The 15,287-nt window shown below is 54.0% G+C and carries 15 protein-coding genes; 2 read left to right on the top strand and 13 right to left on the bottom strand.

All coding sequences use genetic code 11. From position 1 onward, the window contains the following. Window positions 1–46: 46 nt before the first annotated feature. The 9 genes from ACFPMF_RS12230 to ruvX form a co-directional block, all read right to left on the bottom strand. The gene (locus ACFPMF_RS12230) at window positions 47–970 is read right to left on the bottom strand and encodes a bifunctional metallophosphatase/5'-nucleotidase (RefSeq protein ID WP_379845074.1); all 924 of its coding nucleotides are present in this window, start codon (window positions 968–970) and stop codon (window positions 47–49) included. Next, on the bottom strand, window positions 948–1,712 hold the full coding sequence (locus tag ACFPMF_RS12225; RefSeq protein WP_379845071.1) for a 5'-nucleotidase C-terminal domain-containing protein: 765 nt from the start codon (window positions 1,710–1,712) through the stop codon (window positions 948–950). The genes ACFPMF_RS12230 and ACFPMF_RS12225 overlap by 23 nt, the downstream gene beginning before the upstream one ends. Before the next feature lie 6 nt (window positions 1,713–1,718). Continuing rightward, window positions 1,719–3,383 carry a M1 family metallopeptidase gene (locus ACFPMF_RS12220; RefSeq protein WP_379845068.1) on the bottom strand — a complete coding sequence of 555 codons (1,665 nt, stop codon included), beginning with the start codon at window positions 3,381–3,383 and terminating at the stop codon, window positions 1,719–1,721. 159 nt (window positions 3,384–3,542) lie between these two features. Next, complete coding sequence (locus ACFPMF_RS12215; RefSeq protein WP_379845065.1) at window positions 3,543–6,020, bottom strand: outer membrane beta-barrel protein; 2,478 nt, start codon at window positions 6,018–6,020, stop codon at window positions 3,543–3,545. A gap of 279 nt (window positions 6,021–6,299) precedes the next feature. After that, window positions 6,300–7,616: an adenosylhomocysteinase gene (gene ahcY / locus ACFPMF_RS12210; RefSeq protein ID WP_379845063.1), complete on the bottom strand. Its 1,317-nt coding sequence runs from the start codon at window positions 7,614–7,616 to the stop codon at window positions 6,300–6,302. Window positions 7,617–7,736: 120 nt separating this feature from the next. Beyond that, window positions 7,737–8,954 (bottom strand): pyridoxal phosphate-dependent aminotransferase, encoded by a 1,218-nt coding sequence (locus tag ACFPMF_RS12205; protein WP_379845060.1) that lies wholly within the window; start codon window positions 8,952–8,954, stop codon window positions 7,737–7,739. Window positions 8,955–9,089: 135 nt separating this feature from the next. Next, on the bottom strand, window positions 9,090–9,863 hold the full coding sequence (locus ACFPMF_RS12200; RefSeq protein WP_379845057.1) for an amidohydrolase: 774 nt from the start codon (window positions 9,861–9,863) through the stop codon (window positions 9,090–9,092). A 63-nt stretch (window positions 9,864–9,926) separates the two neighbouring features. After that, window positions 9,927–10,499 (bottom strand): peptide deformylase, encoded by a 573-nt coding sequence (gene def, locus ACFPMF_RS12195; protein ID WP_379845054.1) that lies wholly within the window; start codon window positions 10,497–10,499, stop codon window positions 9,927–9,929. After that, window positions 10,499–10,912, bottom strand: a complete 414-nt coding sequence (gene ruvX / locus ACFPMF_RS12190; protein WP_379845051.1) for a Holliday junction resolvase RuvX — start codon at window positions 10,910–10,912, stop codon at window positions 10,499–10,501. The genes def and ruvX overlap by 1 nt, the downstream gene beginning before the upstream one ends. Before the next feature lie 84 nt (window positions 10,913–10,996). Between ruvX and ACFPMF_RS12185 the strand changes: the two genes are divergently transcribed. After that, complete coding sequence (locus tag ACFPMF_RS12185) at window positions 10,997–11,494, top strand: NUDIX domain-containing protein (protein ID WP_379845048.1); 498 nt, start codon at window positions 10,997–10,999, stop codon at window positions 11,492–11,494. Between the two features lie 15 nt (window positions 11,495–11,509). Here ACFPMF_RS12185 and ACFPMF_RS12180 read toward each other — a convergent pair whose 3' ends face one another. From ACFPMF_RS12180 to ACFPMF_RS12165, 4 genes are all read right to left on the bottom strand, one after another. Next, a complete protein-coding gene (locus tag ACFPMF_RS12180; RefSeq protein WP_379845045.1) occupies window positions 11,510–11,881 on the bottom strand; it encodes a hypothetical protein in 372 nt (123 codons plus the stop codon). Window positions 11,882–12,094: 213 nt separating this feature from the next. Then, the gene (locus ACFPMF_RS12175) at window positions 12,095–12,472 is read right to left on the bottom strand and encodes a VOC family protein (RefSeq protein WP_379845042.1); all 378 of its coding nucleotides are present in this window, start codon (window positions 12,470–12,472) and stop codon (window positions 12,095–12,097) included. 12 nt (window positions 12,473–12,484) lie between these two features. Further along, window positions 12,485–12,940, bottom strand: coding sequence for a GyrI-like domain-containing protein (locus ACFPMF_RS12170; RefSeq protein WP_379845040.1), 456 nt, complete (start codon window positions 12,938–12,940; stop codon window positions 12,485–12,487). A gap of 65 nt (window positions 12,941–13,005) precedes the next feature. Next, window positions 13,006–13,956, bottom strand: coding sequence for a helix-turn-helix transcriptional regulator (locus ACFPMF_RS12165; RefSeq protein ID WP_379845037.1), 951 nt, complete (start codon window positions 13,954–13,956; stop codon window positions 13,006–13,008). Window positions 13,957–14,129: 173 nt separating this feature from the next. Between ACFPMF_RS12165 and ACFPMF_RS12160 the strand changes: the two genes are divergently transcribed. Then, the gene (locus ACFPMF_RS12160; protein WP_379845035.1) at window positions 14,130–15,263 is read left to right on the top strand and encodes an LA_2272 family surface repeat-containing protein; all 1,134 of its coding nucleotides are present in this window, start codon (window positions 14,130–14,132) and stop codon (window positions 15,261–15,263) included. Window positions 15,264–15,287: the final 24 nt, after the last annotated feature.

Genomic DNA, 15,287 nt, shown 5'->3' with positions numbered 1-15,287 from the left:
GTTCGGGTAAACGTTTGATTTTAGCGCAAAACCCGGCTATTCTCCCTCACGACCTGACCTCAACCGGTTTGGCGTCGTTCGTTTGTTTCACCTTTCCCTGTTCGAATATCAGATCGATACGGCCCAGGTAAATCCCGGCAAAACCGACCTGATTGATCAAAACCGGCAAACCGTCCTGGTTCAGCACATGGACGGGAGCCTCCAGAAACGTGTGCGTATGGCCACCGATGATCAGATCAACATTTCTGCTTTTTGATGCCAGCACCCGGTCCGAAACGGTTTTGTCGGTATACTGATACCCGAGGTGCGACAGACAGATCACATAATCGCATTTTTTCTCGTTACGCAACGTTGCCGCTACGGCATTGGCGGTTTCGATGGGATCGAGATACCGGGTTTCCAGGTATAAATCTTTGGCAATCAACCCTTCCGGCTGGATTCCCAGCCCGAACACGCCAATCTTTAAACCGTCTTTTTTGAAAATCCGGTACGGTTCGGTCCGGCCGTTCATGGTCGTATTTTTGAAATCATAATTAGCGATCAGAAACGGAAATTGGGCTTTCCCGAACTGCACCACCATGTTGTCCATCCCCCCGTCGAAGTCGTGGTTGCCGATCGTGCTGGCATCGTACCGCATCAGGTTCATCGCCTGAATTTCGGGCTCGCCTTTGTATAGATTAAAATACGGCGTTCCCTGAAACAGATCGCCCGCGTCGAACAGCAGCACGTTGGGCTGTTCTTTCCGGATTTGTTCGATCAGCGTGGCCCGGCGCGCAATTCCACCCCGACCGGCGTTGCGGCTGCCGTCCATCGGAAACGGTTCCAGGCGGCTGTGCACGTCGTTGGTATGCAGGATGGTCAGGTGAGTCGATTTCGGTTTGGCCCAACCGTCAGGAGCCAGACTGCCGATCACGGCAGCCGTCCCGAAGAGCTTCAGAAACTGGCGTCTATTGGATTGAAATGCGTCCATCAATCGTAGGATTTATGGGTTGGCCGGATTTACCCAGTTGCCGAAAATAATCAATAAAAACGTCCCGGATCGTCACGGCGAAATCCTTCCGGGCCACGGCGTCTTTCAGGAAAGCCGTTCCGCCCCCCCGGCTGGCGATGTAATCACTCATCAAAACCGTGTACGTCTGGTTGGGGTCAAATGTTCTGCCGTTTGTAAACGTAATGGAGGTCAGCAGATTATTCTTCACCACCACCCGCACTCCACCCACAATCAGGGCGTTTTCTTCGGCCTGATTCCCGATAAAATATTCGAAAAACTCACGCAGCATCGAGCCTTTCATCGTCATCAGCGTCAGTTGGTTATCAAACGGCATCACTTCGTAAATATGCCCGATCCGGATGGGGCCTTTGGGCAGACTGGTCCGAATACCGCCGTAGTTGAGGTGCGAACAATCGACGGCTACCCCTAGCGTCTGTCTCCCGTATTGCAGAATGGCGTCGGCCAGCATATTGTTCAGCGCAGACTCGGGTTTGGCTTTGTCGAGCGGCACCGCCGACTCCACCAGTACCTCGTTCATGGTCTGGCCGAGCTTCTGTTTGTAGGGTTCCAGAAACCGGGTCATTGCGGTATTGCCCGGAGCGGCCACCGAATCCACCTGAATGCGTTGATACGTCTGGTTCGTCAGGTGATAGCCGGATTTCTGGCAGGCCACCATCAGCAGCACCAGCACCGGAAGAAGCACTGTTTTTTGAACTCGCATAGAATCTTAATTGTCCATTTTCTCGGGTTCCGGCAGGACCCGGGCCCCAAAATATTGCAGTTCGTACCCAAAATTCAGCCAGCCATTCGACCGCCGGATGAGCGTCGTCTGCCATTCCCGCGTGGTATAGAGCGTGTGCCAGGGACCGAAGCCAAACCGGTATTTCAGGGGCATATTAAATCCGTAGGCATCAGCAATCCAGCGGTGCTGCACTTCCACGTAATCGCCCTTTTCAACCACCCGGTATTCAACAACCGGCGGAGCCGCGTAATTCAGAAACTGGTTAAAAACCGGCCGCAGGTCCTTATCGGTTTCCCGGCACAAAATATCGATGACCTGCTTGGTCGTTATAAACTTATGCTTCCGCTCCTTTGCCACTTTCCGCAGCGCCATAAACCAGATGTTATCGTCGTCGACCACGCAGCGCAGCGAATGCAGCAACCAGGCGCCTTTGTAATAAATATCCGTATCCTTGTGTTCGTAATTGACGCCCCGCGGCCCGATCAGGGGATATTGGTTTTTAATGAGCGGTTTTTGTGTCATGAGGTACTTGATCATTTTCGGATACCCGTCCGTATTCTCCACGTAAATCGATTCCATGTACGTGGCAAAGGCCTCGTGAATCCACATTTCGGCCGGATCGGTGCAGGTCATGCTGTTGCCGAAGTATTCGTGGGCGCTTTCGTGAATCAAAATCGGATCGAAGCCGAACGCGTTGTTCTGATACTTATTCCCGTAGGCAATCGCGCTCTGGTGCTCCATGCCCAGATACGGGGTTTCCACCACCGAATAGCCATCGCGCCAGAACGGAAAGTGACCGAAATACCATTCGTAGCAATCCAGCATGCCGATGACCTGCTCAAAATGCTTCCGGGCTTTTTCTTCGTTGTAGCGTAAGACGTGGTAATTCAGATCGAGGTATTCGTAATCCCGGCTGCGATACTGGTCTTTAATCGTCACATAGTCGCCCAGGTTGAAGGTAACATTGTAGGTATTAATGGAATACGAAACCGCCCAGACAAATTCGGTCTGGTTGTTTCCCACATCCTGCTGCTGCAAAAGCCGCCCGTTGGAAACCGCTTTCAACCCGCGCGGCACCCGGAAGGTCATCCGCATGGAATCCGGTTCGTCGGACAGATGGTCTTTGCAGGGCCACCACGAACTCGCGCCCAGTCCCTGGCACGAGACACCCACCCAGTCTTTGCCGGTGCTGTCCTTGCTCCACGAAAAACCGCCCTCCCAGGGTGGATTCACCGCTTCGCGGGGTTGGCCCTGGTAGGTGACTTTGATGGATCGTACCTCCCCGGTTTCCTGCGCTTCTTTCATCGTCACAAAAACCGCATGGCCCTCGCGGGTATAAGCCAGAGGCTCTCCGCCCTGCGTAATCGACTGGATGGTCAGGTTGTCAAACAGGTCGATCTGCATGCGTTTGAAGGGCGTCCGGACCCGGTACCGGATCGTGTTGCTCCCGGCAATCGACTTGGTGGCCGGATCGACGGTTAAATCCAGGTGATAAAAACCGACATTATAACACGTCCGCTCGGGGCGGAGCGATCCGCGGAGCGAGTCCTGCCGGGTATATCGTTCGGGTTGGGAAGGTTGCTGCGGTTGTTGAGCAAATACGGAAAGGGAAAGAAAAAAAGCCGAAACGGCCACCAACCATTGTTTCATGAATGCACGTCCAAAATCTACACAATAATAAGAAATTATGGGCCGCCAACCAGCATCGGCCCCTCGCGTAGATGGGAATAATTCCGTGATTCAGTCCCCACGGGCTTAAGCCCGTGAAGGTCCGCTTTAGCTATAACAGGGGATTAAAGCCCTGAGGGCCTAATTCATCCGGTTTTGTTCGTCTTCGGAAACCGTCCGGCGCGGGCGGATGACCTTCATTTCTTTATTGCCGAAATTGTACGTAAATGTTAGCCGGGCCACCCGGGTTTCGGTGTAAGTCGCAAAACGGAAATCCATATTCTGAAAACGGACTTTGCCGTAGAACCGATGCGTTTGCAGTAAATCGCTCCAATTGAACCGGAGAACAGCTTTTTTCCGCCAGAAGCTTTTCTGCATCCCGATCGACAGTTGCCCGAATCCCTGCATACGGTTCTGGCTGTATATGTAGGGCGAATTGTAGGAAGCCGTCAGTTCCACGCTCAGGCCGTGGGGCAGCACGAAGGTGTGATTGCTGGTCAGACTGGCCGACAACTGACTATAATTCAATGGCGTATCGCCTACGCTGGCCCGGTAGGTATTGTGAAAAATACTCGCCGATTGCCGCGACGACCACCAGCGGGTGAAGGCGTAGGGCGCACTCAGATTCAGGCTCAGATTCTGGAGTTCCGACAGGTTGACGAACGTAATCCGGGTCACGCCGGTCTGGTCGTTTTGCTCGTTGATGTCCACAATGACCCCACGGGTTCGGGTGTAGCCCACACTCACCGTCGTTTCCTCCTGGTAGCTGTAGCCCACCTGAAAGGCATCGGTAAATTGCGGTTTCAGGTACGGATTGCCCTGCTGGTAGGCATAAGGATCAAAAACGCGAATGAACGGATTCAGGGACTGGTAATTCGGTCGATCGATCCGGCGGCTGAAGGTGTACTGAAACTGGTGTTTTTGGCCCACTTTTCGGGTCAGGGTTACGCTCGGAAAGAGGTTGAGGTAGCTGCGGGAAACCGTGCTGTGGGTGGTCACCGACCGCGCATCGGTCTGCGTTTGCTCCGCCCGAAGACCCACCTGCAACGTCCACTCGCCCCAGATCCGGCGCCCGGTCAGATAGGCCGCGTGAATCCGTTCGCGGTATTCAAACTGGTTGGTCCGGCCACTGTCCAGCCGCCAGGGAACCGGCTGGCCCGCTTCGGCCTGCCCGGTTTCGGCCATTAAATCGTTGCTGAGGGTTACCAGGCTGCTTTTCCAGCCCGCTTCCAGTGTCGTCCGCCGGTCGAACGGATAGCGATAATCGGCTTTAACGGCCCGAATGATGGCTTTCGAAAGCGTGTTCAGCCGCTGTAACGAGCGCGGACCGGTTTCGGTCTGCGACGGAGCCAGATACCGGGTTTCAAATTTCTCGATGGGATGAAACGACGCATCCGAATAATCCAGATCGACCAGCAATTCGTGGCCATTCCCTCCCCGGCGGGTCGTGTCGAACTGGTGCCGGAGGTTCGCGTTGACAGCCAGCCGCTCGATGCTGCGCCGGTGGTCATTGTCGGTTTTCTGGGACGACACAAGCCTGTCGGATTCGTACAGATCACTTTCGGCCCCACCCTGCGATTTCCCGGCGGTGTTCAGGCCGTTGGCCATCAGCCCGAGCGTGGTGCGGCTGGTCAGCGCATAATCCGCCCCGAACCGGAAGGTGTGCGTGGTATTCTGAATGGGCCGGTCGTTATGCTGACGAATCAGGGTCGTCGGTAATCGGCGGTCAATTGCCGCAACCGACCAGTAGTCGCGCTGATCGAAGGCGTAATTCCCGAATAAACTCCAGCGCCCCGGCCGGGCGTTCAGCGTCAGGGCGGTATTGTATTTGGGAAAACGACCGTAACCGACCCCAGCGCTGAAGGTGCCGTTCAGCGGCTGGCCGGACGCGTTACGTTTCAGCCGGATGTTGATGATGCCCGCCGTTCCAGCCGCATCGTAGCGGGCCGACGGATTGGTGATCAGTTCAATACTTTCGATGGTATTGCTGAGCGTATTGCGCAGTAACTCCAGCACCTGAGCCGCCGACAGGTAGGTGGGCTTGCCATCGAACATGACGAGAACATTTTCGCGGCCCTGCAGACTGATTCGTTCCGATTGCAGATCGACCACCACGCCGGGCGCTTTTTCGAGCACTTCGAGCGCCGTTCCTCCACTGGCTACCAGGCTGTTTTCGACGTTGAGAACGGTTTTATCAATCTGCTGTTCAATGAACGGTTTCCGGGCTTTGACCGTCACATGGGTGAGTTGCCGGGCTTCTTCCTGAAGCATCAGGGGCGGCAGGGCGTGCGGCCGCTGTTGATCGGCAAGCGTAAACGGCTCGGAATAGGTTTTCTGAGAACCCACCCGGGTGGCGGCCACCCGGTAGGTCCCCGCCGGAATGGATTCAAAGCTATACAGGCCGAGGGAAGTGGTAACCGCACCTTTCACGAGCGGCTCTGCCCGCCCGGTTGAATCACCGGCCCTGACCAGCAGCACATTCACCAGCTCCAGCGGTTTGCCACCCGCATCCTGCACCGAGCCGGTAATCGTCCCGCCGGATTCGCTTTGGGCGGACAAACGCAGGAAAAGAAAGAACAGGGCAATGGTCAGACAACCGGTTTTCAGACAGAATCTCACAGGCTCATGGCGTATTTTCAACGAAAATATTGCCTATCGAAGACCGGCAAAGCGGCTTTTAGACCAAATGAGTTATTTTCAGTCTCAACTGTTAGTTACGCGTCCTGAATTGCAGGCGTTATTTCCTGAAACCGGGTAAAACCGTTGCCCGGGCAGTCCTATTAAACGTAACGATACAACGCAAAAAGCGCGGCCCCGTTCCCGAAACCGCGCTTTGTAAAATGATGAATGATGAATTGCTGTCGCGTTTTAATTCATCATTCATAACTCATCATTTAATTAATACCGGTACAGTTCCGATTTGAACGGTCCTTCGACGGTGACGCCGATGTATTCCGCCTGATCCTGATCCAGTTTTTCCAGTTTTGCCCCGACATGCGCCAGGTGCAGGGCCGCTACCTTCTCGTCGAGGTGTTTCGGCAGGATATACACCTTGTTTTCGTATTTGTCGGAATTGATCCACAGCTCGATCTGGGCCAGCGTCTGGTTCGAGAATGAGCATGACATGACGAACGACGGGTGCCCCATCGCCACGCCCAGGTTCACCAGACGGCCTTCAGCCAGCACGATGATTTCCTTGCCGTCGATGTCGTACAGATCCACCTGCGGTTTGATCTGGCTCTTGGTCGAACCGTAGTTTTTGTTCAGCCACGCCATGTCGATTTCGTTGTCGAAGTGACCGATGTTACACACCACGGCTTTGTCCTTCATTGCCTTGAAGTGACGGTCTTTTACGATGTTGATGTTACCGGTAGCCGTCACGAAGATGTTCGCGCGGGTAGCGGCTTCGTCCATCGTGACTACCTCATAACCGTCCATGGCGGCCTGTAACGCACAGATCGGATCGATTTCCGTCACCAGCACGCGGCAACCGGCGCCCCGCAGCGATTCCGCCGAGCCCTTGCCTACATCCCCGTAACCGGCCACAACGGCCACTTTACCGGCCAGCATCAGGTCCGTTCCGCGCCGGATGGCATCCACCAGCGACTCGCGGCAACCGTATTTGTTATCGAATTTCGATTTTGTTACCGAGTCATTCACGTTGATCGCGGGCAGGTGCAGGGTGCCGTTTTTCATGCGCTCGTACAGCCGGTGAACCCCCGTGGTGGTTTCCTCCGACAAGCCTTTGATGCCCGAAATCAGTTCCGGATAAACATCAAAAACCATGTTGGTCAGGTCACCGCCGTCGTCCAGAATCATGTTCAGCGGCTTCTTTTCTTCGCCGAAAAACAGCGTCTGTTCGATGCACCAGTTAAACTCTTCTTCGTTCATTCCTTTCCAGGCGTAGACCGAAATCCCAGCGGCTGCGATGGCGGCTGCGGCATGGTCCTGCGTGGAGAAGATGTTACACGACGACCAGGTTACTTCGGCCCCCAGCTCCACCAGCGTTTCGATCAGCACGGCGGTTTGGATCGTCATGTGCAGACAGCCCGCAATGCGCGCACCGGCCAGCGGTTTCGACGGTCCGAACTCCTGCCGAAGCGCCATCAAACCCGGCATTTCGGCTTCGGCCAACTTGATTTCCTTGCGGCCCCACTCGGCCAATGCGATGTCCTTAACTTTGTAGGGAACGTAGGTGGATGTTTCTGTAGACATAAGAAGTGTAAGTTAATGCTTGATGAATGAGCAAAGATGACAGACGTAAGACAAGAGAAAAACGACCCCACCCGTTGGCCGTGTGGTCGTTTCTCTCTTGTCTATCCTCTTTTTCTAAAATTACTTCAAGGTCGCCACGGCATCCTTGATCCGCTGCACGGCTTCGGCCAGGGCTTCGTCGGAAGCAGCCGTCGAAATCCGTAAACCGTAGGGAGCTCCAAAACCGGAACCGGCTACCGTCGCCACGTAGGCTTTGTTCAGCAGCCAGAGTGCAAAATCATCGGAATTGTTGATGGTCGTTTCACCATCCGATTTGCCGTAATAATAACTGATATCCGGGAAGGCGTAAAACGCTCCTTCCGGCACGTTTACCTTGAAACCGGGAATTTCTTTCAGCAGTTTCACGACCAGATCCCGGCGACGCTGGTAGGCTTTCGACATTTCGTACGTCGGTTCCATCGGGCCGTTCAGGGCGGCAATGGTCGCCCGCTGGGAGATCGAGCCGGTTCCGGATGTCACCTGTCCCTGCAATTTTTCAACGCCGTCGGCAATCCATTTGGCGGCACCGATGTAACCGATCCGCCAGCCCGTCATCGCAAAACCTTTCGCAACCCCGTTAACGGTAATGACGCGGTCCTTGATCTCCGGGATGGACCCGATGCTGAAATGTCCCTTATCCGTAAAATTGATGTGTTCGTAAATTTCGTCGGCCAGCACAAACACGTTTTCGTGTTTGGCCACTACGGCGCCAATGGCCCGCAGTTCTTCCTCGCTGTAGACCGAGCCCGTCGGGTTGTTCGGCGACGCGTACATGATGATTTTCGTGCGATCGGTAATGGCCTCCTCAAGTTGCCGGGCGGTTACTTTGAAATCGTTTTCAAAGGCCCCGTTCAGAATCACCGACTTCCCTTCGGCCAGCTTCACCATTTCGGAATAGCTCACCCAGTACGGGGCCAGAATGATGACTTCGTCGCCGGGGTTGACCAGCACCTGAATCACGTTCGCCAGCGAGTGTTTGGCACCCGTCGAAACCACGATGTTTTCCGGTTTCCAGTCGATCTTATTCTCCCGTTTAAACTTATCTGCAATGGCTTTCCGCAGATCGGCATAACCCGCTACGGGCGAATAACCGTGGTAGCCTTCGTCGATGGCTTGCTTGGCGGCTTCGCAAATGTGTTTCGGCGTTTTGAAATCAGGCTCGCCAACGCTGAGACTGATCACTTTGTGGCCCTGAGCGGCCAGTTCGCGGGCTTTTTTGGTCATCGCCAGGGTCGACGATTCCTCCAGCGCGACAATGCGGTCTGCCAATAAACTGGCAGTTTCTACCGATGCAGACATGAGATATAAGGTGATTAATTCAAAAACCGGGCTTTGCTGCCCAGTCACAAAATTACTAACTATCGAACGATAAGTGCGTATTATTTAAATATTTATACGGAACGGCGGGAAATTCCGGCGGTTTTTGCAGCGGTTTCAGAAAATAATCTGAAAGTCATCGGCATCCCGATGGGCCGGAAACCGCTCCCGGTACGCCCGCAATTCGTCCAGCGACAGCGTGGTTTGAAAAACCGCTTCGCTCTGATCCTGCCGGAAAAGAACCTCTCCTTTCGGATCGATCAGCGACGAATCGCCCGCGTACGCATGCCCGTTGCCGTCTTCCCCGACCCGGTTTACGCCCGCGACATACGCCAGATTTTCGATGGCCCGGGCCTGGAGCAGGGCGTTCCAGGCCGTACGGCGGGGCGCGGGCCAGTTGGCAACGTAGAGCAGCAAGTCATACGCTAACCCGGTATTACGGCTCCAGACCGGAAACCGCAGGTCGTAGCAAATGAGCGGGCAGATGTTCCAGCCTTTCCAGGATTTGATCAGCCGTTTCGTGCCGGCGGTATAGGTCCGGTCTTCGTCCGCCATCCGGAACAGGTGGCGTTTGTCGTAGGTATCGAACGAACCATCGGGTTCCATCCAGATCAGCCGGTTGTAGAACTGCCCTTTTTCCTGCACCATGTAACTGCCCGTCACGACCGCGCCGGTTTGGGCCGCCATCTGTTTCAGCCAGCGAAACGTCGTCAGGTTCATGGGTTCGGCCAGCGACCGGGCGTTCATCGTAAAACCGGTCGTAAACATTTCCGGCAGCACAATGAGGTCGGTTTTTTCGGGCAGCGCGAAGACTTTCTCTTCCAGCATCGCCCGATTGGCCGTCGGATTTTCCCAGTGAAGAACGGTTTGAATCAGCGTGAGGTGGAGCATGGAGAAGGGAGAACGGGAAGAAGGGAGTTGGTATCGTTCCTCCTTTCTTCCTGTTCAAAACAACTATTTCGGAAACTTCATTTTATAATCGGCCTTCACGTTTCCTTTCGTGATATCGGCCAGTTTTTTCTTCAGCAACTGGCGTTTCAGCGGGGGCAGGTAATCGGTAAAAAGTTTCCCTTCGAGGTGATCGTATTCGTGCTGGATGATGCGGGCGGCCATGCCATCGTATTCTTCGATATGCTCGTTCCAGTCGGTATCGTAATACTTGATTTTGACGATTTCGGGCCGAAACACCTCCCCCCGGATTTGCGGAATACTCAGACAGCCTTCTTCAAATCCCCATTCATCACCGTCTTCTTCCAGGATTTCGGGGTTCACAAACACCTTCTTGAAGCCGTCCAGACTAGGGTCTTTGTCATCCTCTTCTTCGTCGTCGTTCAGGGCCGTGCCGTCAACAACGAACATGCGGATGCTTTTGCCAACCTGGGGAGCCGCCAGCCCGATGCCCGATGCGTTGTACATCGTCTCGAACAGATCTTCGCTGAATTTTTTGACATCGATACTTCCTTTCTCAATGTCCTGCGCCCGTTTCCGCAAAACCGAGTCGCCGTACGCTATTATGGGGTAAATCATCACCGTTGGGATTCCATAAAGGATTGTAAAATAATGACTGCACTCACTTTGTCGATATTGCCTTTTTCGCGCCGGTCTTTCTTTTTCGTACCGCCCGCAATCATCGCCTGCAACGCCATCGAAGAGGTAAACCGTTCGTCATGCCAGTGTACCGGAATGGCCGGGAAAGCGGTTTTCAGCTTTTCGACAAACGCCTTCACCCGGGGGGTGTTGTCGGTGTCCGAGCCGTCCAGGCGCGTGGGCAACCCCACCACAAATGCTTCCACCGGTTCACGGGCCACATACTGCTTCAGGTAGTCCAGCAACTGGTGCGTCGGCACGGTTTCCAGGGCCGTCGCAATGAGTTGCAGGGGATCCGTCACCGCCAGACCGGTGCGTTTTGTTCCGTAATCAAGGGCCAGCAATCTCGGCAAAGTAACTTTTATTAAATGAGTTGCAAATATACGGAAATCCGAACGGGGCTGTTTATCTTCACCGCAAATCCTTGTAGGATCCTCATGCCAAAAATGAATTTTTGCCCCCAATGCGGCCAGTCCCTGACCAAAGGCGTTGCGGGTGGGCGCGAACGACTGCTTTGTTCGGCGACCTGTGGTTACATTTTCTGGAACAACCCGCTGCCGGTTGTCGGTGCCATTGTCGAATACGAAAACGATACCGTGGTTCTGATCCAGAACCGGGGCTGGCCTGCCGACTGGTTTGGCCTGGTAACCGGTTTTCTGGAACCGGGCGAAGAACCCAATCAGGCGGTTTTGCGGGAAATCAAGGAAGAGATCGGACTGGAAGCCGAGATTGTCGAGCGGCTCGGCGTCTACACGTTTTATCAGCGCAACGAAGTGATCATTGCCTACCACGTGCGGGCGTGGGGCGAAATCCAAATCGACGAAGAAGAACTTCAGGCCTATAAACTCGTGCCCATCAACGAGTTAAAACCGTGGCCGTTTGGGACCGGCCCGGCGGTGAAAGACTGGCTCAAAAAAAGGTCAGAATCGCAGTAAAAGCTAAAAAGGACATTACCAATTCCACAGATTAGTCCCGTACACTACCCGGATCAGTTTCCGGTTTTTCTTATACCGGGCAAAATCGTCCGGATCGTCCAGGTTTAGTTTCTCGCCGTTGCAATGGTATTGATGTTGGTTGGTCGAGCTGGCCAAACCATTTTGCACTTCAATCACTGCTTTATTCTCGTAGCGATAAAAAATTATTCCATTGATGGAGGGGCCGCCCATGAATAACTTAAACTGGTCATTCAGCCATTTTAACTCATTAATTGGGTCTTCCATCCCACAAGGCAATTCCGGATTGAGATCTTTATCCTTACGACAAGCGCCCGCCATCAATAGGACCATGGTAAGTAACGCCAGATAATAAGTAGATTTTTTCATGAGCGCGTCAATCGATTCTTTTAACGAAGACCTCAAAAAACCGGCGCAGGTTGGAATCACTGACCATCAGAAAGATATAAAAATGAATCGTAAGCTTACCCCATAAAGATAAACTTACGATTATTCTATCCTGGAATCCCCTTGACTCTTCCCGGATTTCGGTTCACGGCGCGCAATGGCAGAATTTCTGAAAACATTGGCACCCAAACACTCTCATTCCGGAATCGAATACGTCACCAGGTCAATCCCGATTCCGTTCGGGTCCACGATGGCAAAATGGCGGTCGCCCCAGGGTTCGTCGCGCAGTTCGATGGAAACCGGAACGTTCAGCGAGCGGATGCGTTCGTATTCGGCGTCGATATCGTCCACTTCAATCGTCAGGTATACGCCTTCACCCGCAAATGGTTTCTGAAAGATCGGGCGTTGCGTCGGGTGGTTGGGTAGCAGAAAACTCAGTTCGGCCTGTTGATTCGGCGTGTGCAGCAACAGGTAAAAGTCATTTTCGAACGTCACGCCGAAGTTCAGCACGGTTTGGTAAAACGCTTTGGTTTCGGCCAGTTTGTTGGTAATAATGCCTGCGTTCAGTTTCATGGCGGATGATTTTTAAAGAACTTGCACCTGAATTTCGGTTACATTATTAGCCGGATTGTCAAAATCCATATTGATGTAAACCTCCCGGCTCAATGCGCCTTGCTGATAGCCTTTCTGCACCAATCGGCTCCGCAGGGAAGGATAAACGATCACTAGTTCATCCCAGGGCCCCAGATGCTCGACCGAAGCACAGGAAAAGGCCGCTACTTGCTTAAACGCGAGATTATCTGCCGGTTCGCCCTGGGCGGATTGAATCGGCAATAGAATATCCAGCGCAAAAATCGTGTCTGGTTTTCCGTCAACGCCCTCATATTGCCAGATAATCGGACCGGTAACTTCGAGATCCAGCCGGGCCGCTTCGCGGTATAATTGCCGCGCCACCGTTCGGACGAACGCATTTAACTCAGGGAGAGTTGTCCGGGTTGAAAAAGCCAGTGTGGTGAGCGATGGAGCATTTTTGAGTTGCATCGTGAAAAGATAGTTGGTCGATGCCCCAAAGTAAATGCCCGGTAGTGACAACGGTGTGTCAGCAGTCAAGACAGTTGGAGATAATGCTCCTGCACCTCCAGCGCCAGCTCTTTCATGGTTTCGCGGAGCGAAGCCGGGCTTTCCACGCGCACCTGGTTGCCAAACATCAGCAGCCAGTGCGCCACTCCCCTGACGAATTGCGTCATGAACCGCATCCGAACTTCGTCGCCAACGACCTCTTCCGACACGTAGCCGTAGCTGTACTTCATTTCCTGAATATGCCGGACAACGTTTTTGTGAAACCGGATCACCACCTCCTCCAGATTCTGCGTCTGCTGGATTTGTTCGAGGTAAGCCGGTAAGGAAAGCAGGTTCTGACTCGAATACGTATGGCCGGTATGGGTCAGTTTCCGGATGCGATCCACCCGAAAATCGCGGTAATCCTGCCGAAGCCGGCAAAAGGCAATCAGGTGCCAGCCCGAACCGTAGTGATAGAGCCCCACGGGTTCGACCTCCCGATCGGTAGTTTCTCCTTTATAGGCCGAATGATAATCCAGTTTCAACACCTGCCGCATCCCGATGGCCCGCTGAATATCCGCCAGCAGCATGTCCGAAAACGGGGGTGTTGCGGGCCGTTTGGCCACCTGAACTCGCGGCTCCAGGGCCTCGAGGTGTTCCTGGTCCGTCCGTTTCAGTACGGATTTGATTTTATACAAGGCGGATTCAAACTCCGCCCGAATCGACTCATCTGCGAATTTTTCAATCACTTTGGCCCCAAACAGCAAAGCCGACGCTTCTTCGCGGGTCAGCATCACCGGCGGCAAATGGTAATCTTCCAGAAAATACCCGATACCGGCTTCGGCACCAATCGGCACGCCCGCTTCCTCCAGCGACCGGATGTCCCGATAAATCGTCCGCAAACTGGTCCCAAAACGCTTGGCCAGCTCCTGCGCTTTCACTACACGCTTGGTTTGAAGATGAATCAGAATGGCGGTCAGTCGATCGATGCGGTTCATGGGCGGAGCGGTATTTCACCGCAAAGGTAAGCCCCCGGCGTGTTTTGGGTAAAGATTTTTTTTCGGAGCCGGATGGGGGTATTGCCCGGGATAGCGGTCATACGGGCAGATTCGGGGAAAACCGGATCACCAACGCTATCCGATACAACAGTAAACACAAACCAGTGAACAACATGAAAAAGTTAGTTTTATTAACAGCCTCACTTTTTTATTCCTTCTCATCCGCTTTCTCGCAGGATTCGGATTCACTCCGGACGCAACTGAGTGAAGCCCGGCAAAACCGTTATCCCAAACGTCCGATCCAGATCGGTTTTGTGCCGCCCCTGAGCACGAATGGGCTGGCGGCCGGTCTGTTCAGTAACCGGGTGTCCATCAACGCCATCGGCGGTTACGCGGCCGCGCTGGACGGTGCGGAGTTCAGCGGTATCTTCAGTTTGGAAAAAGATTATGCGAAGGGGGCCCAGTTTTCGGGGATTCTGAACGGGGTTCGGAATGAAGTGGACGGTGCGCAGTTTGCCGGTATTGTCAACGTAGTCGGCGGCCCCCTATACGGTGCGCAGTTCGGTGGCATCGCCAACGTGGTCGGAAAAACCGTCAACGGTGCCCAGTTTGCCGGTATTGCCAATATTAGCGGGACGCACGTCAAAGGGGCGCAGATTGCCGGCATTACCAATATCGCCGAATCCGTAGAGGGCATCCAGATTGCCGGCATTGCCAACGTTGCCAAACGGGTCAAAGGCACCCAGATCGGTCTGATCAACATTGCCGAGAACGTCGATGGCGCGCAGATCGGTTTTCTGAACCTCGCCAAAAACGGTTACCACCGGTTTGAAGCCTGGGGCGGAGAAGCCTTGCACGCCAACATCGGCTACAAAATGGGCGGAAACCGCAAATTTTACAACATCTTCGCCCTCGGCGCGGCCTGGCCCAAAGGCGGAAATGCCCGCTGGGAAAACCTCCGCTGGGGCTACGGCTACGGGATCGGGACCAACCAGTTTATCGGCCAACGCAATCAGCTCAGCATCGAAGCGATGACCTACCAGATCCAGGAAGAAGGCAACTACTGGGACGAACTCAACCTGCTGAACCAGGTCCGGCTGAGTTTTATCTTCCCGCTGCACAACCGCATTGCCCTGACCGTCACGCCTACCTTCAACGTGCAGGTGACCGGGTTTGAAACCAACGAGGGCGTCGGGACGGAATGGGTTAGCTGGGACGTATTTGACCGAACCTACCACCGCCGGTGGGACGACGAGCAGGTACGGGTACGGATGTGGCCGGGCCTGAACGTAGGGATTCAGTTTTAAAACAAACTGTTGTAGCAAACCCCC

Origin of the sequence: Larkinella bovis (genome assembly GCF_042655385.1) — a bacterium.
Classification (GTDB): Bacteria; Bacteroidota; Bacteroidia; order Cytophagales; family Spirosomataceae; genus Larkinella; species Larkinella bovis.
This window is presented reverse-complemented; position numbering and strand designations above follow the sequence as displayed.